This window comes from uncultured Dokdonia sp., from assembly GCF_947492535.1.
Classification (GTDB): Bacteria; Bacteroidota; Bacteroidia; order Flavobacteriales; family Flavobacteriaceae; genus Dokdonia.
Genome location: NZ_CANLNH010000010.1, coordinates 37,914 through 60,370 on the forward strand (window position 1 = coordinate 37,914; position 22,457 = coordinate 60,370).

The 22,457-nt window shown below is 34.3% G+C and carries 23 protein-coding genes; 15 read left to right on the plus strand and 8 right to left on the minus strand.

What is annotated here, in order from left to right; genetic code table 11:
* Positions 1–1,239 carry a site-specific integrase gene (locus Q1A60_RS13870; protein ID WP_299767009.1) on the minus strand — a complete coding sequence of 413 codons (1,239 nt, stop codon included), beginning with the start codon at positions 1,237–1,239 and terminating at the stop codon, positions 1–3.
* Between the two features lie 464 nt (positions 1,240–1,703).
* Between Q1A60_RS13870 and Q1A60_RS13875 the strand changes: the two genes are divergently transcribed.
* Complete coding sequence (locus Q1A60_RS13875; protein ID WP_299767010.1) at positions 1,704–1,925, plus strand: hypothetical protein; 222 nt, start codon at positions 1,704–1,706, stop codon at positions 1,923–1,925.
* Here Q1A60_RS13875 and Q1A60_RS13880 read toward each other — a convergent pair whose 3' ends face one another.
* Positions 1,926–2,513: a riboflavin synthase gene (locus Q1A60_RS13880; protein ID WP_299767011.1), complete on the minus strand. Its 588-nt coding sequence runs from the start codon at positions 2,511–2,513 to the stop codon at positions 1,926–1,928.
* Between the two features lie 61 nt (positions 2,514–2,574).
* Here Q1A60_RS13880 and pdxA point away from each other — a divergent pair, with 61 nt between their 5' ends.
* The 7 genes from pdxA to Q1A60_RS13915 all read left to right on the plus strand — a co-directional run bounded on the left by pdxA (position 2,575) and on the right by Q1A60_RS13915 (position 8,477).
* Positions 2,575–3,654: a 4-hydroxythreonine-4-phosphate dehydrogenase PdxA gene (pdxA, locus tag Q1A60_RS13885; protein ID WP_299767013.1), complete on the plus strand. Its 1,080-nt coding sequence runs from the start codon at positions 2,575–2,577 to the stop codon at positions 3,652–3,654.
* 108 nt (positions 3,655–3,762) lie between these two features.
* The gene (locus Q1A60_RS13890; RefSeq protein ID WP_299767111.1) at positions 3,763–4,308 is read left to right on the plus strand and encodes a DUF177 domain-containing protein; all 546 of its coding nucleotides are present in this window, start codon (positions 3,763–3,765) and stop codon (positions 4,306–4,308) included.
* A 9-nt stretch (positions 4,309–4,317) separates the two neighbouring features.
* Entirely contained in the window at positions 4,318–4,518 is a 201-nt protein-coding gene (rpmF, locus tag Q1A60_RS13895) for a 50S ribosomal protein L32 (protein ID WP_299210869.1), read from the plus strand.
* Between the two features lie 170 nt (positions 4,519–4,688).
* Positions 4,689–5,684 carry a beta-ketoacyl-ACP synthase III gene (locus Q1A60_RS13900; protein WP_299767015.1) on the plus strand — a complete coding sequence of 332 codons (996 nt, stop codon included), beginning with the start codon at positions 4,689–4,691 and terminating at the stop codon, positions 5,682–5,684.
* A 31-nt stretch (positions 5,685–5,715) separates the two neighbouring features.
* The gene (gene accB / locus Q1A60_RS13905; RefSeq protein WP_299767017.1) at positions 5,716–6,207 is read left to right on the plus strand and encodes an acetyl-CoA carboxylase biotin carboxyl carrier protein; all 492 of its coding nucleotides are present in this window, start codon (positions 5,716–5,718) and stop codon (positions 6,205–6,207) included.
* Positions 6,208–6,311: 104 nt separating this feature from the next.
* A complete protein-coding gene (gene accC, locus Q1A60_RS13910; protein WP_299767019.1) occupies positions 6,312–7,652 on the plus strand; it encodes an acetyl-CoA carboxylase biotin carboxylase subunit in 1,341 nt (446 codons plus the stop codon).
* A gap of 126 nt (positions 7,653–7,778) precedes the next feature.
* Positions 7,779–8,477, plus strand: coding sequence for a hypothetical protein (locus Q1A60_RS13915; RefSeq protein ID WP_299767021.1), 699 nt, complete (start codon positions 7,779–7,781; stop codon positions 8,475–8,477).
* 7 nt (positions 8,478–8,484) lie between these two features.
* Here Q1A60_RS13915 and Q1A60_RS13920 read toward each other — a convergent pair whose 3' ends face one another.
* From Q1A60_RS13920 to Q1A60_RS13935, 4 genes are all read right to left on the minus strand, one after another.
* Positions 8,485–9,372 (minus strand): MBL fold metallo-hydrolase, encoded by an 888-nt coding sequence (locus Q1A60_RS13920; protein ID WP_299767023.1) that lies wholly within the window; start codon positions 9,370–9,372, stop codon positions 8,485–8,487.
* A gap of 16 nt (positions 9,373–9,388) precedes the next feature.
* Entirely contained in the window at positions 9,389–10,339 is a 951-nt protein-coding gene (locus Q1A60_RS13925; RefSeq protein ID WP_299767025.1) for a metallophosphoesterase, read from the minus strand.
* Between the two features lie 151 nt (positions 10,340–10,490).
* Complete coding sequence (locus Q1A60_RS13930) at positions 10,491–12,137, minus strand: 4Fe-4S dicluster domain-containing protein (RefSeq protein WP_299767027.1); 1,647 nt, start codon at positions 12,135–12,137, stop codon at positions 10,491–10,493.
* A 58-nt stretch (positions 12,138–12,195) separates the two neighbouring features.
* A complete protein-coding gene (locus Q1A60_RS13935; protein WP_299767028.1) occupies positions 12,196–13,545 on the minus strand; it encodes an FAD-dependent oxidoreductase in 1,350 nt (449 codons plus the stop codon).
* A 211-nt stretch (positions 13,546–13,756) separates the two neighbouring features.
* Here Q1A60_RS13935 and Q1A60_RS13940 point away from each other — a divergent pair, with 211 nt between their 5' ends.
* The 7 genes from Q1A60_RS13940 to Q1A60_RS13970 all read left to right on the plus strand — a co-directional run bounded on the left by Q1A60_RS13940 (position 13,757) and on the right by Q1A60_RS13970 (position 20,708).
* Positions 13,757–14,467, plus strand: a complete 711-nt coding sequence (locus Q1A60_RS13940; RefSeq protein WP_299767029.1) for a DUF547 domain-containing protein — start codon at positions 13,757–13,759, stop codon at positions 14,465–14,467.
* Between the two features lie 91 nt (positions 14,468–14,558).
* Positions 14,559–15,482, plus strand: a complete 924-nt coding sequence (locus tag Q1A60_RS13945) for a hypothetical protein (protein WP_299767030.1) — start codon at positions 14,559–14,561, stop codon at positions 15,480–15,482.
* Positions 15,483–15,730: 248 nt separating this feature from the next.
* Positions 15,731–16,735 (plus strand): glycoside hydrolase, encoded by a 1,005-nt coding sequence (locus Q1A60_RS13950; protein ID WP_299767031.1) that lies wholly within the window; start codon positions 15,731–15,733, stop codon positions 16,733–16,735.
* Positions 16,722–17,474: a hypothetical protein gene (locus Q1A60_RS13955; protein WP_299767032.1), complete on the plus strand. Its 753-nt coding sequence runs from the start codon at positions 16,722–16,724 to the stop codon at positions 17,472–17,474. Before Q1A60_RS13950 ends, Q1A60_RS13955 begins: the two co-directional genes overlap by 14 nt.
* A 99-nt stretch (positions 17,475–17,573) precedes the next feature.
* Positions 17,574–18,848, plus strand: a complete 1,275-nt coding sequence (locus Q1A60_RS13960; RefSeq protein ID WP_299767033.1) for a POTRA domain-containing protein — start codon at positions 17,574–17,576, stop codon at positions 18,846–18,848.
* A 67-nt stretch (positions 18,849–18,915) separates the two neighbouring features.
* Positions 18,916–20,181, plus strand: a complete 1,266-nt coding sequence (locus Q1A60_RS13965; protein ID WP_299767034.1) for an outer membrane protein assembly factor — start codon at positions 18,916–18,918, stop codon at positions 20,179–20,181.
* An 11-nt stretch (positions 20,182–20,192) separates the two neighbouring features.
* On the plus strand, positions 20,193–20,708 hold the full coding sequence (locus tag Q1A60_RS13970) for a VOC family protein (RefSeq protein ID WP_299767035.1): 516 nt from the start codon (positions 20,193–20,195) through the stop codon (positions 20,706–20,708).
* A gap of 78 nt (positions 20,709–20,786) precedes the next feature.
* On the opposite strand, the gene Q1A60_RS13975 is transcribed toward Q1A60_RS13970, so the two are convergent.
* A complete protein-coding gene (locus Q1A60_RS13975; protein WP_299767036.1) occupies positions 20,787–21,551 on the minus strand; it encodes a DUF6503 family protein in 765 nt (254 codons plus the stop codon).
* A gap of 17 nt (positions 21,552–21,568) precedes the next feature.
* Positions 21,569–22,453 (minus strand): NAD(P)-dependent oxidoreductase, encoded by an 885-nt coding sequence (locus tag Q1A60_RS13980; RefSeq protein WP_363322592.1) that lies wholly within the window; start codon positions 22,451–22,453, stop codon positions 21,569–21,571.
* Between the last annotated feature and the right edge of the window lie 4 nt (positions 22,454–22,457).

A 22,457-nucleotide genomic window follows, 5' to 3' on the forward strand; every position in this document is an offset into this window, starting at 1 on the left:
TTATTTTGCAATTTTATTCCAAGTATTATCCATTTCACTTTTTTTGAAATCTTCTGCGATCTCTACGTATCTTTTAAAACTGGCCTCATCTTTATGTCCAGTTATATTTCTTACTACCATTTCTTTCATTCCTAATATAAGGGAATTTGTAACAAAAGTTTTCCGAGCTGTGTGACTTGTTATGAGTTGATGCTTTGGTTGTACTTTATCAATCCTACGTTGTCCAATATAGCGAGTTGTATTTATCATTGTATCGATTTTAGCTATTTTACAACACTCTTTAATGTATAAGTTAAATTTTTGTCCAGAAATAGAAGGGAGTGGTTCATAGAGTGTGTCTTTATATTTAGATAAGATATCCTTAGCATAATCATTTAAAGGAATCATCTGGTCAATGGTCTTCGTCTTCTGAATATTGAGCTTTAAATAATCTTCAAAGACATTAGATATTCTTAGTGCTTTAATATCGCTGAAACGCAATCCAGTAAAACAACCAAAACAATAAAAATCTTTTACGTGGTTAAGCCTATGAGAACGAAAATCTTTGCGATATAATGTCATAAGCTCATCCATTGTTAGATAGATAACTTCAATATTGTCTTGCATTCGTTTGAACTTCCTAAACTCTGTATTTGAATGATACCCTCTATCTAAAGACCAATTCATAAAAGCTTTAATGACAGATATCGTTCTACCAAAGTAATTGTTTAACGTGTTTCTTTCTTCAAAAGCATAATCTCTAAGCTTCTCATAGAACTCAATTACTATTGTTTCAAACCTTATGTCATAATTTGAATGTTTTTGGAAGTCTTCAATAAATCTTTTAGTCGTTACGTACTTCCTAATAGTTCCTGGAGCTTTTGTTGTTTTTGATGTCTCAATGAACTCTTGAAAAGAAAGCGAAAAATTTGGAGAAATTTTATTTTGCAATGAATTGTCGTCAAACTGTGCTAAAAACAATTCTCTGGTAGGAGTTAAGTTTTTTAATAAAATATATCGGAAAACGTCTTTTATCTGATTTTCGAGATCATCAAGTTTTTTATTGTACTCAATATGAAAATTGTAGATTTCAGATTTAAGATTTGGTTTGATCCTATTATTTTTCCAATGTTTTAAACTTACACGTACTTTAGGGATATTCCTTCTAATCCTTTGTCCGCCTATGTTAACGACGAGTTGAATAGGGTAGAGTCCTTTCGAATCTTTTTTTTCTTTTCGTGGTAAAAATGTTGCTTTCATAAATCTATTTTAATTACATTTGCTCCCAAAATTGTGAACTTGAATTAATTTAGATTCACTAGGTGGCAAATTAGGTGTCAACTTAATTTACGACTTAAAGAAACTTATATGAAAACGAGTTTACAAGGTCTCAATTCAAGTGTTAACCTGAAATAACTTGAGTTAATCATCGTTTAATTACGATAGTAGCCCAAGTGGGACCACTTTTTTAAAAGATCATCATACGTGTAAAATAATAGAATTCATTACTTTTCGCATATGGTGTTTTTTTATGAATATGAATTGAAGTTTATGTTTTTGTAAAAAAAATGAGAAAATACTTGTTTTTACCGATAAAATGCTTAATATTGTCGACCAAAAGCATAAATTCAATATACTATTAGTATATTTATAACGTTACAATTAAGTACCTTTTAAATTATATACTTTTGTAGTCTATGAGCCCCAAACTCAAAAACTTACTTATGACAACATTCCTACTTGTTGTTGGATATACTTCTATAGCCCAAGAAGTGGTTACAGGTGGTCCTAACCCACCACCACCACCTCCAACGCCCGGAAGTATTCCAGGACTTCCAGGATTAGTAGTCCCAATAGATGAGAATCTAATAATCTTATTGATATTAGGTGTGATTACTGGTATCGTATATCTTTTGAGAAATCGGTATCGGTTATCTAAATCCTAGTTAATAAGCTTCTGTGAGTCTCTTCACATATTTTCCAATGACGTCAAACTCTAAGTTGACGATGGTATCTTTGATAATATTTTTAAATACAGTGTGTTCGTAAGTGTAAGGAATAATAGCTACACTAAAACCATTTTTTGTGGAGTTTACAACCGTAAGACTCACTCCGTTTACAGTGATAGATCCTTTTTCTATGGTTACATTAGATAATTTTGGATCGTATGAAAAATCAAATCGCCAGCTTCCATCTTCTTCATGTTTGTTAGTGCAAATACCTACTTGATCTACATGTCCTTGTACGATGTGACCATCTAATCTTGCTCCTAATACCATGGCGCGTTCAAGATTTACTTCGTCTTGCTCTTTTAGCGTGTATAAATTTGTTTTTTCAAGGGTTTCTTTTATGGCTGTGACTGTGTATTGTTTGTTGTTTATTGATACTACGGTTAAGCATACACCATTGTGAGCGACACTTTGATCAATTTTGAGTTCTGGGGTAAGATTGCTTTCAACAGTTAAATGTACATTTTCTTGTTCTTTTTCAATTGAAATGATCTTGCCTAAATCTTCGATAATACCTGTAAACATGAATGACTATAATTTGGTTACTTTTGTGATGTAAAAATACAAAACCCATAGCAGGTATATAATGAAGAAAGATCAAAAAATTAAAGTTGGAATATCTATAGGAGATCTTAATGGTATAGGAGCAGAGATCGTATTTAAAACTTTTGCAGATAGTATGATGTTAGATTTTTGTACACCTGTACTATTTGCGTCTGTTAAAACGCTTTCCTATGTAAAAAAGATATTGGCGAGTCAGGTAGGTCTACATGGGATAGATACTGTATCTAGTGCATTGGAAGGTAAGGTGAATGTTCTTAATGTGTGGAAAGAACCTGTGAAGATACAATTTGGAGAAGCTACAGAAGAAACGGGTAAATATGCATTGAAGTCATTTGTTAGAGCAACAAAAGCTCTTAAAGATGGAGAAATAGATGTTTTGGTCACGGCTCCTATAAATAAAGCAACGATTCAAACGGATGATTTTAAATTTCCAGGGCATACAGATTACCTTGCTAAAGAATTAGAAGGTGACGCTATGATGCTTATGGCTACAGATACTCTTAAGGTAGGATTGCTTACCGATCATGTAGCAGTAAAAGATGTAGCTGTTCATATTACGCCAGAAGTAATTACGCAAAAGGTAGAAACATTATATAAAACACTTCAGTGTGATTTTGGAATTCATGTGCCAAAAATAGCTTTATTAGGTATTAATCCTCATGTGGGGGATAATGGTGTTATAGGAGATGAAGATGATAAAGTGCTTATCCCTACATTAGAAAAAATAAGAGATACGGGTAAGATTGTTTACGGACCTTATGCTGCAGATAGTTTTTTTGGATCTGGTAATTATAAAAATTTTGATGCAATTTTAGCAGCATATCATGATCAAGGTTTAATTCCTTTCAAGACATTATCTTTTGGGAAAGGAGTGAATTATACAGCAGGATTAAGTCAAATTAGAACATCTCCAGATCATGGAACTGCTTATGAGATAGCAGGTCAAAATAAAGCAGATCATGGGTCTTTTAGAGAAGCCGTATTTATGGCAATAGAGATGTACAGAAAAAGAGAAGACTATAAAGAACTCACTCAAAATGTACTAAAGGTTTCTCCAAGAAAATCAGTGAATAAAGGGCGTCAAGCTCCTAAGGAATCTTAAATAAAACCCTCTTGTAAGTAATAGGCAAGGTCAATTAATAAAAAAAGTACAAGAAGTTTTTAAATAAAGAAAATTATGTATCTTTGCACGCTCCTAACGGATGAAGTGATGAAAGATTTGAAACTATTTACCATACAGTATGTAGGTTTAAAAGAAGGAGAGCATAATTTTGAATATCAAATAGACAAGTCGTTCTTTGATTATTTTGAATTTGATGACTTTAATAGTGTAGCAATACAAGTAAGTCTTGGTTTTGTAAAAAAAACAACACTTATGCAGTTACATTTTAAAGTAGAAGGAAGCGTCAATGTAAATTGTGATCTTACTAATGAGCCTTATGATGAGCCTATTGAAGGTGAATTTGAACTTGTTGTAAAGTTTGGTCATGAGTATAATGATGAAAATGAAGAGATTCTTATTTTACCATATGGTGAGTATGAATTAAATGTGGCACATCATATCTATGAGCTTATCATTCTATCTGTTCCTAACAAGAGGGTTCACCCAGGCGTTAAGGATGGAACATTAAAATCAGAAATACTTGCTAAACTTGAAGAATTAAGTTTAGGAGGTAAAAAAGAACAAGAAAATAACGATCAGTCGGAAACGGATCCTAGATGGGATTCATTAAAAAAACTATTAACAGATAAATAAGAGTACGTAATGGCACATCCTAAAAGAAAAATCTCAAAAACTAGAAGAGATAAAAGAAGAACACATTACAAAGCTGCTGTACCACAAATAGCTGTAGACCCTACAACTGGAGAAGCACACCTTTACCACAGAGCACACTGGCACGAAGGAAAATTATATTACAGAGGCCAAGTAGTTATCGATAAAACTGGAGATGAAATAGAAGCGTAAAGCTTTTCTATCTCTAGATCGCACAAAAACTCTCACGATGTGAGAGTTTTTTTTGTAAATGTTTTTTTGTAAAAAAAGTTAATTTTTGACTGGTTTTGGTCAAATTTTAGTATTTTTCGCTCCATTTTATATTGTTTTTGATATAAAATGTACAAACCTAACTGAAGCAAATGAATAAAATCTCAGCGGCAATTACAGCTGTAGGGGCATATGTTCCAGACTACGTGCTCACCAATAAAATATTGGAGACCATGGTAGACACTAACGACGAGTGGATTACTACCCGAACGGGAATCAAAGAACGTCGTATTCTCAAAGAAGAAGGAAAGGGAACCTCTTTCCTTGCTATACAAGCCGCAAACGATTTAATTAAGAAAGCAAACCTCGATCCTTTAGAGATTGATATGGTTATTGTAGCAACTGCCACTCCCGATATGCCAGTGGCATCTACAGCAGTGTATACAGCATCCCAAATAGGTGCAACAAATGCATTTGCTTTTGATCTTACGGCTGCTTGTTCAAGCTTCTTATATGGAATGTCCACCGCCTCTAGTTATATAGAATCAGGACGTTATAAGAAAGTATTGTTAATAGGAGCAGATAAAATGTCTTCTATTATTGATTATACAGATAGAGCCACATGTATTATTTTTGGAGATGGTGGTGGTGCTGTCCTTTTTGAACCTAATGAAGAAGGATATGGATTGCAAGATGAAATCTTACGATCAGATGGAGTAGGACGTGAGTTCTTAAAGATAGATGCAGGAGGTTCTATACTTCCAGCTTCTCACGAAACTGTAGATAATAAACAACATACTGTTTTTCAAGATGGAAAAACAGTATTTAAATACGCTGTTTCTAATATGGCTGATGTAAGTGATCAAATTCTAACCCGGAATAACCTAACGGGAGATGATGTAGATTATTTAATTGCACATCAAGCTAATAAAAGAATAATTGATGCTACCGCAAGGCGAATGAAATTAGATGAAGATAAAGTTCTCATCAATATTCATCGTTATGGTAATACAACATCGGCAACATTACCATTGCTGATGAGTGATTATGAAAGCCAACTTAAAAAAGGAGACAAAATTGTTTTTGCTGCCTTTGGAGGCGGATTTACATGGGGGTCTATTTATTTAAAGTGGGCCTATAACTCCTAAAACAAAAACCTAAAAGACTAACAAACGCACTATGGATTTAAAAGAAATTCAAAACCTTATCAGATTTGTTGCAAAATCAGGCGCTAGTGAAGTAAAACTCGAAATGGATGATGTAAAAATCACCATTAAAACTGGTACTGATGAAGATAAAGGTGCTACTACGATAGTACAGCAAATGCCAGCAATGGCACCAGTTCAACAAGCTCCAGCTCAACCTGTAGCACAACCAGCAGAGACAGCGGCTCCAGCAGCAACAACTCCAGCTGAAGATGATAATTCAAAATATATTACTATAAAATCACCAATCATTGGAACGTTTTATCGTAAACCGTCTCCAGATAAACCTACATTTGTAGAAGTAGGAAAATCAATATCTGAAGGAGATGTTCTTTGTGTGATTGAAGCGATGAAACTTTTTAACGAGATAGAAAGTGAAGTGTCAGGAACGATTGTAAAAGTTCTAGTAGATGATTCGTCACCAGTAGAGTTTGATCAACCTTTATTTTTAGTAGATCCATCATAATCCCTTACGGGTATTTTTAATGTATTAAGGAATAGTGCGCTTTCGCGAAAGCGTATAAAGAGTTATATAAACTTCTACTATTTCTTAAAAATAAATTGAACACTATGTTTAAGAAAATACTTATTGCAAATAGAGGCGAGATCGCATTACGCGTTATAAGAACGTGTAAAGAGATGGGTATAAAAACCGTAGCTGTATATTCAAAAGCTGATGAAGAAAGTCTTCATGTGAAATTTGCAGACGAAGCTGTTTGTATAGGACCAGCGCCAAGTAGCGAGTCGTATCTTAAAATGGCAAATATTATTGCTGCTGCAGAAATTACAAATGCAGATGCAATTCATCCTGGATATGGATTCCTTTCTGAAAATGCTAAGTTCTCAAAAATCTGTGAAGAGCATGATATTAAATTTATCGGAGCGAGTCCAGAGATGATTAGTAAAATGGGAGATAAGGCTACTGCAAAAGAAACTATGAAAGCTGCAGGAGTACCTTGTGTGCCTGGGTCTGAAGGAATTATTGCAGACTTTGAAGAATGTACAAAATTAGCACTAGAAGTTGGATATCCAGTAATGCTTAAGGCAACTGCTGGTGGTGGTGGAAAAGGAATGCGTGCTGTTTGGAAAGAAGAAGATCTTTTAAAAGCATGGGAATCTGCTCGTCAAGAATCTAAAGCTGCTTTCGGAAACGATGGAATGTATATGGAAAAACTCATCGAAGAGCCTCGCCATATAGAAATACAAATTGTAGGCGATAGCAAAGGTAAGGCGTGTCACTTATCAGAAAGAGATTGTTCTGTGCAACGTCGTCACCAAAAACTAACAGAAGAAACTCCGTCTCCGTTCATGACAGATGAACTCCGAAGCGCTATGGGAGAAGCTGCTGTACGCGCTGCTGAGTTTATCAAATATGAAGGTGCTGGAACCGTAGAATTCTTAGTAGATAAACACCGTAACTTCTACTTTATGGAGATGAATACACGTATTCAAGTAGAGCATCCCATTACAGAACAAGTAGTAGATTACGATTTGATACGTGAGCAAATTCTTGTTGCCGCTGGTGTGTTAATTTCTGGAAATAACTACTACCCTCAATTACATTCTATAGAGTGTCGTATTAATGCAGAAGATCCATATAATGATTTTAGACCTTCTCCAGGACGTATTACTAATTTGCATGCGCCAGGAGGACATGGAGTTCGTATAGATACACATGTATATAGTGGGTATATGATACCACCTAACTACGATTCTATGATAGCTAAGTTAATTACAACAGCACAGACTCGTGAAGAGGCTATCAATAAGATGAAGCGTGCATTAGATGAGTTTGTGATTGAAGGAATTAAAACGACGATTCCTTTCCATAGGCAATTAATGGAACATCCTGATTATATCGCTGGAAATTATACAACAAAGTTTATGGAAGACTTTGTAATGAAACCATAGGCATAATTAAGAAAAATATAGTTTACCAAAGCCAACCTAATTAGGTTGGCTTTTCTTTTTTAGAATACTATTAAGACTATTTTATAGATATGGTTTTATCTTTATTGTTTATATGAAATAAAGAAAGTGAAAAAGAGAAAAATTTTAATTCTGGATTATTCGGTAGATCGTCTAGAAACACCTACTATAAAAAGTTGCTTAACTGAAGCACATTACGAAGTGTCTTCATTGTTTATAGATACAGAAGATTCATTCCCTGATACTTTAATAGAAAAAGAGTATACACATATTATTCATACTGGTTCTGCACTATCTATAAATGAGATGGCTCCCTTTACTGAAAAGGCAATAAAATATATAAGAGATGCTCGCGATAAAGGAATTTGGCAAATGGGTATTTGTTATGGGCATCAATTGATTTGTAAAGCTTTAGTAGGGCCACAAGCAGTGAGGTCTTCTCCTCATGGATTTGAAGTAGGTTGGGGAAGTGTAAAATTTGTGAATACGGCTAATGAAATCCTTCAGGTAAAGAAACAGGAACAGGTATGGCAACATCATTTTGATGAAGTCATAGCGTTGCCAGAAGGTTCTGAAATTTTAGCTACAAATGATCATTCTGCAGTTCAAGCTTATATCAACTATGAGCAGCATTTATTAGGAACGCAATTTCATCCTGAATTTTCTAAAAAATCTGGGGATGCCTATTTTATAAAAGATCGAGCGTTTATAGAAAGTAATGATATAAAAGTAGATGAGTTGGTTACAGGATGTCCTTCTTTTGATACTGCAAACGTGTTTTTTTCGTACTTTCTATCACAAGAATAAATGCTTCTTAGTAGTTGTATAGTGGTTTTGAGTTTAAGATATCTCGATGGATTTCACCGGGGTAAATTACGTGTACGGGTACTTTAATGTTATAATATTTACACAGTTTAATGACATTTTCGTTTATTTCTTTTTTAGAGTAACGAGATGAAAAATGCTGTAAGATTAACCTGTCTATAGTAATATTAGAAACCATTTCTAATACTTCATTTAGTTTACTGTGTTTGTTTCTGCCTTTTCGGCTTTTTACAATTGTATTTCCTTCGTCTTGGAGAAATGTAGACTCATGAATAAGGATACCTGAGTGATCCCATTTATTATAGTCATCTACAGGCGTGTCGCCTGCATAAGACAGTATGTTAGTATGTATAGTTTCCATTAGATGATCTCTGCCATGCAGTGAAATCATTTCTTTAATGCTGTTGCCATCTAAATGTGAAAACTCTTTTTTTAATTTTTGTTTTGTTTGATAGAGTTTAAAGCTCAAGCTTTTCGAGACGTTTTGAGGAACAGCTACGTGTTCATTGCGTATGGCTTCTACAAATAAATCATTCCGAATTTCAATGGTATCTAAATGTTTTATGGGGTGCCATTCTGCTCCTTGTATATGAGTGTCGAATTTATATAAAAAGTCCTTCATAGCGGAAAAAGAACCGCTGTCTTTTGGGTAATATATTTTAGGGTATTCTTTTCTTGCATTGAGTTGATAGAGTTGAAAAATTCCATTGATGTGATCTCTATCAGGATGTGTGATAAATACGTACTTAATCTTTCCAGATTTTTGTAATAAACCAGATGTAACACCATCTCCAGCGTCAAATAGAAGTCCGAGCTCTTCTATGTTGATCCAAGTAGAAAATAAAGCTGTAGAGTATGCGGTTATGTTTAGATGCACGTATATGTTTTAGGTTTCATTCAAGAGTATAGGCTTCTAACTCACCTAAAGCATGTATGTCATTACCGTTAAGGGCAATAAGTCTAAAGTCTACTGTTTTATCTTCTTTAACATCTATAATAACCATATTGTCTCGCTCTTCACCTCCCATGCCACTGGCTATCAAAGTGATATTTTCGTAGGAGTGGTACATAAATTCATCTCCATTGCTAAATGCACCAACATCTCCAGCAAACATATATGTCTTATTGGGTAAGCTAGTGAATAAAGGTTCAATATCGCTCCAGAAATTTATAGTATCTGCTCTGCCAGATGTAGAATTTGGTGTGACATTGCTATATATATTTTCTGGAGACCACCATAATAGCTGATGGAAAAACACAAATATATTATCAACTTGTGAAGAATGAGTGTCTAATTCATTTTGTAAAAAAACTAATTGTTCTCCAGAAATATTCCAACCATCAAGATTAGGGTCAAGAATAATAAAAAGATCTGAATTATGTACGAAGCTTGAGTATGTTTGTCCATACCTAGATTCAAATAATTCTCTATTAGAAACATCATGGTTTCCCGCTGCAAAATAAACGGTGTCTTGGAGTAGGCTCGTGTCAGTATCTATTTCATTCCAATCAGTTTCAGTACTTAACCATACGATATCTCCAGTCCATACTCCAAAATCAATAAATTCATCTTCATTGAGAAGATTAAATTTTTCTTTAAAAGGAGGATGTACACCCACATTGTCTACCCCGGGTTTTCCATAGGTGTGCCCTGCGATGTAAAAAGAATAATCAGTTTCAGCAAGATTCTGGTATGAGGTGATAAATTCAGGTTCTATTGTGATGGTTTCTGAAGTGCCTATAGGAGAAGTTATTGTTTCTTCTGAATCATCGTTGCAACTTATATATGTTAATAATAGTATGCTAATACTAATTGCTGTGAATACGGTTTTTAAATTGTACATAACATTAACATTTTGACGTATAGTAGCGTTTGAATAGTAAATATATCAAAAGCATTTTAATTAATAGTATTCATAAAAAAACCGCCTCTATAGAGACGGTTTGTGGTATGTATACGCTTTCGCGAAAGCGTATAAAAGAATATTAAAATAATTAACTTATTTTTTTATTATTTACATAATCCATAAGATCTACATCATTTCCTAATAATACATCAGTTGGATTGATACGACCTTCTAAAGAATCATTTTCTAACTTAAGGACACCACGAGGACATACCGCAGAACAAACACCACATCCTACACAACTAGAACGTACAATGTTTTCTCCTTTTTGAGCGTAACTACGTACATCAATTCCCATTTCACAATGCGTAGAACAGTTACCACAAGAGATACATTGCCCTCCATTGGTCGTAATTCTAAACTTAGAGAAAAGACGTTGTTGTATTCCTAAAATACCTGCCATTGGACACCCCATACGACACCATACGCGGTTTCCAAGAATAGGATAGAACCCAGTTCCAACCACTCCAGAAAAGATAGAACCAATTCCAAATCCGTAAAATGAACGCATAGCGCCATCAAGCCCATAGGTGTTGGTGTTTAGTCCAAAAGAAAAGTAAGCAGCATTTATCTGAATCTCATGAAAACGTAAGAATGACATAGCAACAAATGCACCTAAAGTGATTATTAATGCGATTACAGCGCCTTTAAATGCATCACTCTTAAGTTGATCTCTCTTGAAGTATGCTACAAGTGCAAACATAACTACTAGAAATACTCCAGCGCTTAGAAGGAATGTATTTTTTGTAAACCAATATTTTGTACTATCATATCCTAAAAATGTAGAAATCACAGCGGTTGTCATTACTACAGAAAATACAAGAACAGCATTAATCATCCAGCGTTCTAATTTCCAAGCCGACATCTTTTTAGATGATAAGTGTCTGTATGGATCCCCAGCAGTTTCGGCAAGACCACCACAACCACAAACCCAACTACAATACCAGCGTTTTCCATACTTATACGTAAGAAACGGAGAGATTACAAAGATGGTTAGGATTCCTAGGATTAAAAAGAATAATCCAATATTCTGAGCATTTATAAACTGATCTACACGCCATTGATCAAACGCATAATAATTTAATGGCCACATCAATTTAAGGTCATTATACGGTAAAGAGAACGTGTCAGAATTTAAACGCGCCATAAGTTCTGGAATCACAAAGGCAAATGCCGTTTGAAAAAACATTACGCTTATTGTACGTAATTGTTCATAACGATTGTGTTTATATTTCCACATAAACTTAACACCAAAAGCCAAGATCGCGATGGTATATAATGTTCCATATACAAACCATTCGCTAGCAGCACTTCCTTTTAAGAAATAACTTAAAGGATCAAAAAGCGCTATAAGACCTGTATTTGCACCGTCTACACCTTGACCAAGACCAAGTACTCCTGCATAGAAATAGAGGATTACATAAAACCCAGTAAGTGCAATACCGGCGAGCCATCCTAAAACACCACGCGATGACATGGATTTAAACCATACCCCGTCATTTTTAATTCCAGGAAGTTTGTTGGCGTAGGCTCCTTTTGCAAAAATAATAACACCAGCAGTGATCGCTGTAAGTGAGATGGTAAGCCATAATGCGGCACTACCTAAATCTACTCCTAAGGTTGCAAGTACAAGGATAAAGAGGCCAGCCATTCCTATAAGAACACCTATTTTTTGAGTCGTATTAATACTTACAGGTGGCTGTCCAGTAAGTGACATGTTTCTTTCTATTGCCATATGTTTTAGTTTAATTCTTATTTAAAAGAAATAAGAACCTTGTTGATGTATGATTTGATTATGCAGTAACTGCTTGTGATTTATATGCGTTTAAAATATCTTTTTCAAAATGTTTGAAAAACTCTGGATCAAAATTAGCTTCAGCGAGATGTTCTATTACATAGTCTGTAGTGCGTTCTTCAGTAAGCCAGCGATCAAAAACTTCATGTCGCATTCGGATTCCAAAATTATTGAGTCCTATAAACTTTCCAGTAGCAGCATCTGTATTTACAGTAATACATTTTGTGTCGTCTGGGTGTTTCCAATGGAAATGTGTTTCTCCTTCACGTGGTTTAGAAAATACCCATCCATAGGTTTGATATTCTATATCTAAAAATTTAGCACTATTAAACCAGTGTCCAGGATTGTATTGTCTTGGGTTTCCACATAATGTTTGCGCAAGTGTTTCTCCCATCATTCTTCCTGTATACCATACGGCTTCAATAGGGCGACGTCCATTAATGCCTTCATGTTGTTCAGCACAATCTCCTACAGCATAAATGTCTGGAATATTAGTTTCTAGCATGCGATTTACTTTAATACCCCTTCCTAATTCAATCCCACTGTCTCTTAAGAAATCAATATTTGGAGATACACCAGCGGTAAGTCCTACTACATTACAAGGAAGCTCTTCTCCAGTTTCATCTATAACTATGGCACGTGCACGTCCATTTTCATCTGAGATGATTTCTCTTAGATTAGTACCTAGTCGTAAATCAATATGGTGATTTTGAATATGACGATTTATCATTCCACTTTCTCCATCAGGTAGAACACCATTCCAGAAACTTTTTTCTCTTACTAGAAACGTAACTGGGATGTCTCTGGATCGTAACATTTCTGCCATTTCAATTCCTATAAGACCTCCACCTACAATCACAGCTCTATTACATACGTCTTTATTAGGTGCATTTTTTTCAAGCTTTTCTAAATCTTGATAAGAATATAATCCCTGCACACCCTCTAAATCTTGTCCTGGCCATCCAAACTTGTTTGGTTTAGAACCTACAGCTAGGACTAATTTGTCATAAGACATTGTAGTATCGTCTGCAAATTGTAATTGTTTGTTTGCATGATCTACAGATTTTACAAAAGCACGTTTTAGTTCAATTCTGTTCTTATCCCAGAAGTAATTTTCATACGGTTTTGTATGTTCATATTTCATATGTCCCATGTATATATACATAAGCGCAGTACGAGAAAAGAAATGATCAGTTTCTGCAGAGATAATAGTTATTTTTTTGTCAGATAATTTTCGGATGTGTCTTGCAGTCGTGACACCAGAGATTCCGTTACCTATAATAACAATATGTTCTTCCATATGATGGTGGTTGTTTTTTTGCTTTCGCGAAAGCGTATAAAGTAGCATTCGCAATAGATTCCTATATAAGGTCGCCTTAAAGATAATGAACTTAACATATACGATTCATTTAGAATAAATTTAAATAAGGTTGCAATTTGTAAGGTTTTTATCTTTTTTACTACACGATTTTTTTGAAAGAAAAGGAAAATTTGACAATTAATTTTGTAAGAGATATGAAATACTCACGACAGAAGGCAACATAAAAATCAAAATTAAAATGAAACATATAGCCACTCTTATTACACTATTATTTGTTGCCGTGAGTTATGCGCAAAGTGTAGATACTTTTGTAAATAAAGCTGATGCTTTTTTTAAAACACATATAAAAAACGGACGTGTAGATTATAAAACAATTAAAAGTAATCCAGCTACATTAAATGAACTTACATCGCTAGCAAAAGAGGTGCGAGTATCAAAAAGTAATGCAAAATCATACCAAGCATTTTGGATTAATGCATACAATATCACTGTAATAAAAGGTATTGTAGATAACTATCCAGTAAAACAGCCTTTAGATATTAAAGGATTCTTTGATAAAACGACTCATGAGGTAGGTGGCGTTAAAACCACGCTGAATGATATCGAAAATAAATTACTCAGAAAAGTATTTCCAAAAGAAGCTCGTTTCCACTTTGTATTAGTATGTGCTGGTTTAGGATGTCCTCCTATTATTAATGAAGCATATACATCTGCAAAGTTAGAAGCACAGTTACAAAGACAAACAGTAAAAGCATTGAACAACCCTAGATTTATTAGAGTAAAAGGGAATAAAGTACAAATCTCTCAAATCTTTGAATGGTATAAAGGAGATTTTACGCAAGCAGGATCAGAAGTCGATTTTATCAATAAGTACAGAAAAGAATCACTTCCTGCAAAAGCAAAAGTTTCATATTACCCGTACGATTGGACATTAAATCAAGTAAAATAATAACAGATTACATTTTTATATAAAAGTCTTCCTGCCTGATTTACTGCTATGAATAAATCAGGTATGGGAAGCACAAATCAAAAAAAACAAAATGAAAAAGATTTTTACACTAGCGTTAGCCACATTATTCACGATTGGAGCTTTTGCTCAAGAGGATACAGATAATGATCAAGATCAGGGAGGATCTGTAATACAAAATTTAACCCCTTCAAAATTGATAGGAAAAGGACAGGTAGATGTCAAATGGTTTAATAATTTATTTACGCAAACTAGAGTTGCAGATGCTAATGGGGATGTCTCAGCTGCGCCAAGAGGAAACTTTTTTACTTCTACATTAGATTTCTTTTATGGAGTGTCTGAAAATCGTCGAGTAAGTATAGGTGCTATTCTTGAGTTTAGATCTAATACTGTAGGAGGACGTGGTGCATTTGATGTATTTAGTTTTGATGGTGAGCGTGGATCTGCTCGTAGCGGTTTAACAAGTATAGCTCCTAGTATTAAATATGTGCCTTTTGCAAGTTTAAGTAATTTCTCTATTCAGAGTAGTATTGTGATTCCACTTATTGATAGTGAGTTTGAAAACGGCGTATTTTTAGATGAAGATGCATTTGTTCTTCAAAATAGATTCTTTTATGATCTTCCATTAGGAACTACAAAAGAATGGCAGTTATTTTTTGACGTAAATACAGAATATAATTTTGGTGATGATTTAGTTTTTACAGATGATGGTCGATCAGAAGGGAGCTTTGCTAGTAATAGTTTACGATTAACACCAGGGGCTTTTTTAAGTTATTTCCCTACATCTAAATTTACAGCACAGGTATTTGCACAACATTTTCAACTTATATCTTTTGATGATGATGGCTTTGAGCAAGATTTGACTGCTGTAGGAGCAGGTGCAAAATACCAACTTACAGAATCATTAAATCTCGAAGTGTTATGGAGTTATTTTGCTAGAGGTAATGACACTGGATTAGGAGAATCATATAATTTCGGACTTCGTTATGTCCTTTAAGAAATAACATACATCGCCTAGTCAGCAATCCCTATGTCTCTCTAGGCTATCGTATTCCAAGCGCCTCGCAAAGTTTTGAAACCGGTTAAACAAACTTTGCGGGCCTTACTTTAAATAAAAAAGGAAATTTGCCCTAATTCTATTAGGGTTTTATCCGTTTATAATAAATCATTAGCGCTGTATAGAGTTATGATGATTTTAACACAGACATATGTATATAATACTGTAATTTGAATTAAAAAATAACTATGTATTCTAAGATTCTTTTTTTTATTGCATTCGTTTTTCTTTTTCAGATAAGTACTATACAAGCTCAGAAAATTAATGGAATTAGTTTTGTTGCTTCAAGGGATAAAGTAACAAATGAGCATGTAAAACCAGTTGTACAGGTAGGCGCTAATTATGCAGCTGTAATGCCATTTGGGTTTATACGTGCATTAGATAACCCAACGATTGTATATAATACAGAAAGGCAATGGTATGGAGAGCGTCGAGAAGGTGCTAAGGATTATATCAAGTTATTACAATCTAATGGTATTAAGGTAATGTTGAAGCCACAACTGTGGATTTGGAGAGGTGAGTATACAGGATACCTTAAAATGGAAACAGAAGAAAATTGGAAAGCATTGGAAACATCTTATGAGGCTTTTATTCTGGATTATGCAAAATTAGCACAGGAAACAAGAACTTCTATTTTTTCTATAGGGACAGAATTAGAACAATTTGTTGCAAACCGACCAGAATTTTGGAAATCACTCATTAAAAAGATTAAAGCAGTTTATAAGGGAAAACTAACCTATGCTTCCAATTGGGATGAGTATAAACGTGTTCCTTTTTGGGATCAAATGGATTATGTAGGTGTAGATGCTTATTTTCCTTTATCTGAAATGCAAACACCTTCCGTTGAAAGTGTCATAGATGGATGGCGGTGGTGGAAAGGAGAACTTTCTGCTTTTTCAAAAGTACATAATAAAAAAATCCTTTTTACAGAATGGGGGTATCGTAGTGTAGATTTTACAGCAAAAGAACCTTGGACTTCAGATCATTCGGTGACTACTGTAAATCTAGAGGCACAAAGCAATACAACCAAAGCGACTTTTGACGCTTTATGGGATGAAGACTGGTTTGCAGGTGGCTTTATTTGGAAATGGTTTATTCATCATTCAAGATCTGGCGGAAGTGATAATAATCGATTTACTCCTCAAAATAAGCCTGCAGAGGCAATAATAAAATCATATTATGACAAGAATTAATTTTATCTATGTTAGTGTTTTTTTATCACTACTCATTTCTTGTAGTAGTGATGAGGTGTCTAATGAACAGGGTAGTGACGCTATTTCATTAGCGGCTTTGGTGGCTCAAAATACTATTGAAATAGATAATGTTATTGCTTGTGCTTCGGGTTCTGAAAATCCAAATGAAATTATAGCCTATGTATATCCTCGACCTGGTGCTACAGATATACGTTATTTTGAAACCGAAACGGTAGACGTAGATAAAAATGAGTATCAAAATTATAGTCAAATAGTGCTTCCTGAAGGTGATTTTTTTAATGGGTATCTCAAAACATTTACGCGTCAAACTACTGTTGAGAAATGGGTCATTATAAGCTTTCGCGAAAGCGGAATTCTGCATCTCTCCAACCCTATACGACTAAAGCATCAAACTCAGAATACGCAGTTTACTGATGCTGTAACTATTGATCAGTCTGAAGCAGGAATGCCTCTTTTTAATTGGGACTCCATTGTGCAACCACAAGATGCTATTTATTTTCAAGTAGTGTCTGATGCGTCTAATGAATTACTTTCTGGAACGTATACTTTTGAATCTCAGTTTAGATATTATCAACTGGATAATGTGGTGCTTAATGTCACACAAGAGACTCCGCCAGAATTAATAAATCAAACTCCATATGGTTTTACAGTTATGGGTGTAAGTGAAGATAATTGGGTAAATACATTAATACAATCGGATTTCATTTTAACTAATTAATGATTAATGTGTTAAGTTGGGTTTTATTTTGTTTTAATATTCTGTAATTATCCTAAACATATCCCGTCTAAACCTCCTGAACCTCGAAAAAAAATTGCTATGAAAAAAACCATCGTATTGTTGGTTTTAATGGTGACTTCTTTTGCCTTTTCGCAAGATGTTATTGTTACAAAAATTGAAATAGAAGGACTTAAACGAACCAAGGAATCTTTTCTTAGAAGGTTAGTTAAAGTAAAACCAGGAAGCGTATACGATTCTTTAAAGGTTGCTACCGATGTAGAACGTTTGAATAGACTTGCAGGAATTGCAAATGCAACTTCTAAAATCACTGAAAATTCAGATACAGATTATACAATTACCTATACGATTGTTGAGAATTTTACCATTATACCAGGAATACGGGTTTCGCAAGCTAATAATGATGAAGATGTTGCTTTTAGAGTTTCAGCATTTGAGTTTAACCTTTTTGGAAGAGGGCAGATTTTAGGAGGATTTTATTCTAGAGATGTTTTTGATTCCTATGGAGTATTTTGGGAAGCGCCTTTTTTGTTTACTAATAAATTGGGGATAGGAATTAATTATCAAGATAATGTCACTTTTGAACCCATCTTTACCGACTCTAAAGATGTTTCTGAAGATTTTAGATTTCAGAATAGAGCTTTTCAAGCCAGCTTAATTTATGAGTATGACTTTCATAATAGATTTGAACTAGGCTTTACGATAGGAAGTCAGGATTATCTCGTGCAACCTGATCAACCTGATTTGGATCTTCCTGATGAATTGGAAGCCAATAGTGTAGGTGTTATTAGTGAATATGAGTATAATGATCTAGATATAGAATATCAATATGTGTCAGGTTTTAGAAATCAAACAAATGCACAATATATTTTTAATTCAGGGAGTGAAGAGTTTCTGGAAGATGCTTTTGTAGGGACTAATGACCTAGAATATTTTCACAGAATAGGAAAACGAGGAAACCTTGCAAATAGATTACGTTTGTCATTTACCTCAAATAGAGATTCGCCTTTTGCACCTTTTGCTTTGGATAATCAAGTAAATATTCGAGGTGTTGGAAATACAGTAGACCGTGGTACAGCATCTGTAGTGATTAATACAGAGTATAGACATACACTTCTGGAAAAAGGATGGTTTGTGATTCAGAGTAATGCATTTATAGATGCAGGAACGTGGCGTACACCTGGTAATGATATCAATCAATTATTTGATGGGAGTACCATTCGAGTAAATCCAGGAGTAGGAGTGCGTTTTATACATAAACGTATTTTTAATGCTGTTATCCGATTGGATTATGGATTTGGCTTAGGAGAAAACGAAACAAGTGGACTTGTTTTTGGAATTGGCCAATTTTTTTAACGAGATACATCACAATAATACTAACTTTAACGTTTATATTACTGATTCTATTTTACGCTAAAAAATAATGTATAAAAAAGCGCTACTATTTTTCTTTCTAATAGCTTTGTTTACAAAAGGGTATGCGCAAGAATATTATATAGCCGATGTGAAAGTGCAAGGGAATAAGCGCCTTAAAAGTTCTTTTGTACGTTTAATAAGTGATGCCAAAACTGGGTATGTGTTAGACTCTACAGTATTAGAGCATGATATTATTAGATTAAAACGTCTTCCAGCTGTTTCTCATGCATATTATCAGGTTTTTCATTCTCATGATAATCACTATAATGTCTTTTATAATATAGAAGAAAATTTTACCATTAATCCTCAACTTAATATTTATACCACAAATGACGATGAGTTTGCATACAGAGCAGGGTTGTATGAGTTCAATACTTTAGGGCGTAATATTGCTTTTGGCGGTTTTTATCAAAGAGATATTTTTGATTCTTTTGGAATTAATGTAAGGGCTCCATTTGTTTTTAATAATAAAATAGGGATTGCGTTAAATTTTCAAAGCTTAACAACTCAAGAGCCTGTGTTTTTAGATGAAGGTACTGCAGAGTATAAGTACAATAATACTTCGTTTGAAATTTTAGGATTGTACGCTTTTAATTTTCGACATCGTATAGAAACGGGTGTTACTTTTTTTACAGAGGATTACGAATATTTATTTGGTGCTACGAGTGATGTCGTGCCGCAAGAACTGGTGGTAGATAAATTGCTTTTTAAAGGTGTGTATGAATATGATAATTTAGATTATTATTATCAATATACAGGCGGTTTTAAAAGTACATTTAATGTGCAATATGTAATTGCAAGTAATGAGACATTACCTGACTTTCTAATATGGTGGAATGATTTCCAGTACTTTTTAAGAGTTGGAGAAAAAGGAAATTGGGCAAGTAGATTACGTGTTGGTCTAGCTACCAATGCAGATTCTCCGTTTGCTCCTTTTTCGGTAGATAATAATCTTAATGTAAGGGGTGTAGGAAATACCATTGATCGTGGAACAGGTGTTATTGTTTTGAATACCGAATACCGATATACATTTGTAGATAAATCTTGGTTTGTAGTACAAGGAAATGCATTTGTAGATGCAGGGAGTTGGCGTAATCCAGGCGGTGATCTAAGCGATTTTGGTGATGATCAAAATTTACGTGTGTATCCAGGTATTGGGATGCGATTTATACATAAGAAGATATTTAACGCTACCTTTAGAGTAGATTATGGGTATGGTATTACTCCAAGTTCGACAAGCGGTTTTGTGTTTGGAATCGGGCAATACTTTTAATGAATACTACTATGAAAAACAATATTAAAAAAGGACTTCTTTTACTATTAATACAAATAAGTATGGTTATAAATGCACAAACAGAATTTGAACAAAGTGCTATTAGTATAGGTGTTGTAGTCTCTGACATAGATGCATCGACTGCTTTTTATAAAGATGTTGTTGGAATGATTGAAGTGCCAGGTTTTAATGTGACAAGTGAAGTAGCAAAGAAAACCGGCCTTACGGGTGGATTGCCTCTTCAAGTAACTGTATTGAAACTAGAAGATAGCCCTACGGCTACAGAATGGAAATTAATGAGTTTTGAAAAAGAAGCGACACATCCTAAACAGCAATATATCCAAGATGATACTGGAATGCAGTATATTACTATTTTTCCTAAAGACATGAAAGATGCAATAGCACGTATCAAAAAGCATAAAGTTCCAACATTAGGAGAAACCCCTACAAAATTACCTAATGGAAAAACATTTATTCTAATACAAGACCCAGATGGAACTTTTATAGAATTGATAGGTGATTTGTAATCTGATTTCCTTTCAAAAAATACAAAAAGCGCTCAAGTCATCACTTGAGCGCTTTTTGTATAGCTATATGTATAATAGTTATTCCTGAGTAAACATAGAACGATCTATATTTCCAAATTGAATATTCTCCCAGGTTGTAATTGCTGGAATGGTACCAATAATTTCTCCTTCCCAATTAGATTTTATATAATTTCTTCGCGTAGGTATTTTAATCCCATCAACAGTTTCGTAATCAAATCGCATAAGGTTAGGTTCTGTTACGCCAAAAGCTGTAATAGTAAACAAAAATTGGTCAACTAGTTTTGTTTCTTGATTGATGTATAGTATGTAGATGTCTTGCGCGTCTCCAACCTTTTCTCCAAATGTAATTTTAACAATATTATATGTCTTTCCATTTAGTTTTTTTGTCCCAGTAAACTCTTGGTGTACGCCTTCATCTAGTAATTTAAAAAACATCGTAAACCAATAGTAATTTGTTTTGCGTAAAAAACGTGTAAAACCTAAAGCAGCTTCATTATCTGTTTTTTGGCCATCTATGGTTACCCAAAAAGTAGTGCCGTCATATCCTTCGGTAACAGTGCCTCCTTTTGGAGCAGTCATAGTGTGTGTTGTAAAATCAGCGCGAGATAATTCCCCATCAAAATGATACATCTCTTTTCCCACAAAATGAAGACCTGAATTTGGGTCGTTATATTCATAATCATAGGATACGCTTCCTTTATTGTAGAAGTTTGTTTTGCCTCCCATGGCTTCCATGGTTTCTGCTAAGAGTTGTTTTGCATCTTGCGCATACGTAGCGCTTACTATAATGCTTAGTAGTAAAGTAAAAAGATTCTTTTTCATGATATTATTTTTTGGTATTATTTTGATTCTAAATACTTATAAATAGCAGTAAAGTCTAAATCTCCTAATCCATCTTGTGTTGCTTTTGCATAGAGTTCTTTTGTTGCGTTTAGACTTGGTGTTGCTACGCCTGCTTCATAAGCGGAGATGCTAGAAAGATGTAAATCTTTATGAAGCCATTTTAAAGGGAAATTTGCTTCATAATTCTGTTGCTCTAATTTTGGTCTTACAGCTTGTATTACGGGAGCGACAACCGGCGTAGCTGTTAATACATTTAATAGGAGGTCTTCCTCGAGCCCCATCGCTTTTCCCATAGTAAGTGCTTCGGCTACAGCAGCCATTTGCTGTCCTAATAACTGATTAATCAACATTTTCATAGCGGCTCCTTTACCAATAGTTCCTAGATGAATTGTTTTCTTTCCCATACAATCTAAAAGGGGTTTTGCTTCTTCAAGATCTTTAGAATCTCCTCCTGTCAAAAAAAGTAACTCCCCAGCTTCAGCAGGACCTTTAGTTCCCGCTACAGGCGCATCTAAATAACGTATGTTATGCTTTCGCGAAAGCGTACCCATCGCTTCTGTAAACGAAGGGTTAATCGTGCTGGCATTGATCCAAAGCGCATCATTCTTGAATGATGATAGTATAGGTGTTATTATATCTTGAACCACTTCTGGCGTAGATAACATTGTAATTAGAATATCACTTTGCGCTACTACTTCTTTAGGACTAGAAGCCCATAACGCTCCGTTTTCTATAAGTTCTGCTCCTTTTTCTTTGGTGCGATTGTAAATAATGAGAGCACAACCTGCTTTTTGAAGATTACGTGCCATGCGGCTTCCCATAATTCCAAGTCCGATAAATCCTATTTTCTTATTCATAATGTATTTATTTTGTGAGGACAAATTT

Excerpts from the sequence above, each read along its gene's own strand:
- Q1A60_RS13870 (WP_299767009.1), bottom strand. The coding sequence starts at position 1,239 with ATGAAAGCAACATTTTTACCACGAAAAGAAAAAAAAGATTCGAAAGGA.
- Q1A60_RS13875 (WP_299767010.1), top strand. The coding sequence starts at position 1,704 with ATGACAACATTCCTACTTGTTGTTGGATATACTTCTATAGCCCAAGAA.
- Q1A60_RS13880 (WP_299767011.1), bottom strand. The coding sequence starts at position 2,513 with ATGTTTACAGGTATTATCGAAGATTTAGGCAAGATCATTTCAATTGAA.
- pdxA (WP_299767013.1), top strand. The coding sequence starts at position 2,575 with ATGAAGAAAGATCAAAAAATTAAAGTTGGAATATCTATAGGAGATCTT.
- Q1A60_RS13890 (WP_299767111.1), top strand. The coding sequence starts at position 3,763 with ATGAAAGATTTGAAACTATTTACCATACAGTATGTAGGTTTAAAAGAA.
- rpmF (WP_299210869.1), top strand. The coding sequence starts at position 4,318 with ATGGCACATCCTAAAAGAAAAATCTCAAAAACTAGAAGAGATAAAAGA.
- Q1A60_RS13900 (WP_299767015.1), top strand. The coding sequence starts at position 4,689 with ATGAATAAAATCTCAGCGGCAATTACAGCTGTAGGGGCATATGTTCCA.
- accB (WP_299767017.1), top strand. The coding sequence starts at position 5,716 with ATGGATTTAAAAGAAATTCAAAACCTTATCAGATTTGTTGCAAAATCA.
- accC (WP_299767019.1), top strand. The coding sequence starts at position 6,312 with ATGTTTAAGAAAATACTTATTGCAAATAGAGGCGAGATCGCATTACGC.
- Q1A60_RS13925 (WP_299767025.1), bottom strand. The coding sequence starts at position 10,339 with ATGTACAATTTAAAAACCGTATTCACAGCAATTAGTATTAGCATACTA.
- Q1A60_RS13930 (WP_299767027.1), bottom strand. The coding sequence starts at position 12,137 with ATGGCAATAGAAAGAAACATGTCACTTACTGGACAGCCACCTGTAAGT.
- Q1A60_RS13935 (WP_299767028.1), bottom strand. The coding sequence starts at position 13,545 with ATGCTACTTTATACGCTTTCGCGAAAGCAAAAAAACAACCACCATCAT.
- Q1A60_RS13940 (WP_299767029.1), top strand. The coding sequence starts at position 13,757 with ATGAAACATATAGCCACTCTTATTACACTATTATTTGTTGCCGTGAGT.
- Q1A60_RS13945 (WP_299767030.1), top strand. The coding sequence starts at position 14,559 with ATGAAAAAGATTTTTACACTAGCGTTAGCCACATTATTCACGATTGGA.
- Q1A60_RS13950 (WP_299767031.1), top strand. The coding sequence starts at position 15,731 with ATGTATTCTAAGATTCTTTTTTTTATTGCATTCGTTTTTCTTTTTCAG.
- Q1A60_RS13955 (WP_299767032.1), top strand. The coding sequence starts at position 16,722 with ATGACAAGAATTAATTTTATCTATGTTAGTGTTTTTTTATCACTACTC.
- Q1A60_RS13960 (WP_299767033.1), top strand. The coding sequence starts at position 17,574 with ATGAAAAAAACCATCGTATTGTTGGTTTTAATGGTGACTTCTTTTGCC.
- Q1A60_RS13965 (WP_299767034.1), top strand. The coding sequence starts at position 18,916 with ATGTATAAAAAAGCGCTACTATTTTTCTTTCTAATAGCTTTGTTTACA.
- Q1A60_RS13970 (WP_299767035.1), top strand. The coding sequence starts at position 20,193 with ATGAAAAACAATATTAAAAAAGGACTTCTTTTACTATTAATACAAATA.
- Q1A60_RS13975 (WP_299767036.1), bottom strand. The coding sequence starts at position 21,551 with ATGAAAAAGAATCTTTTTACTTTACTACTAAGCATTATAGTAAGCGCT.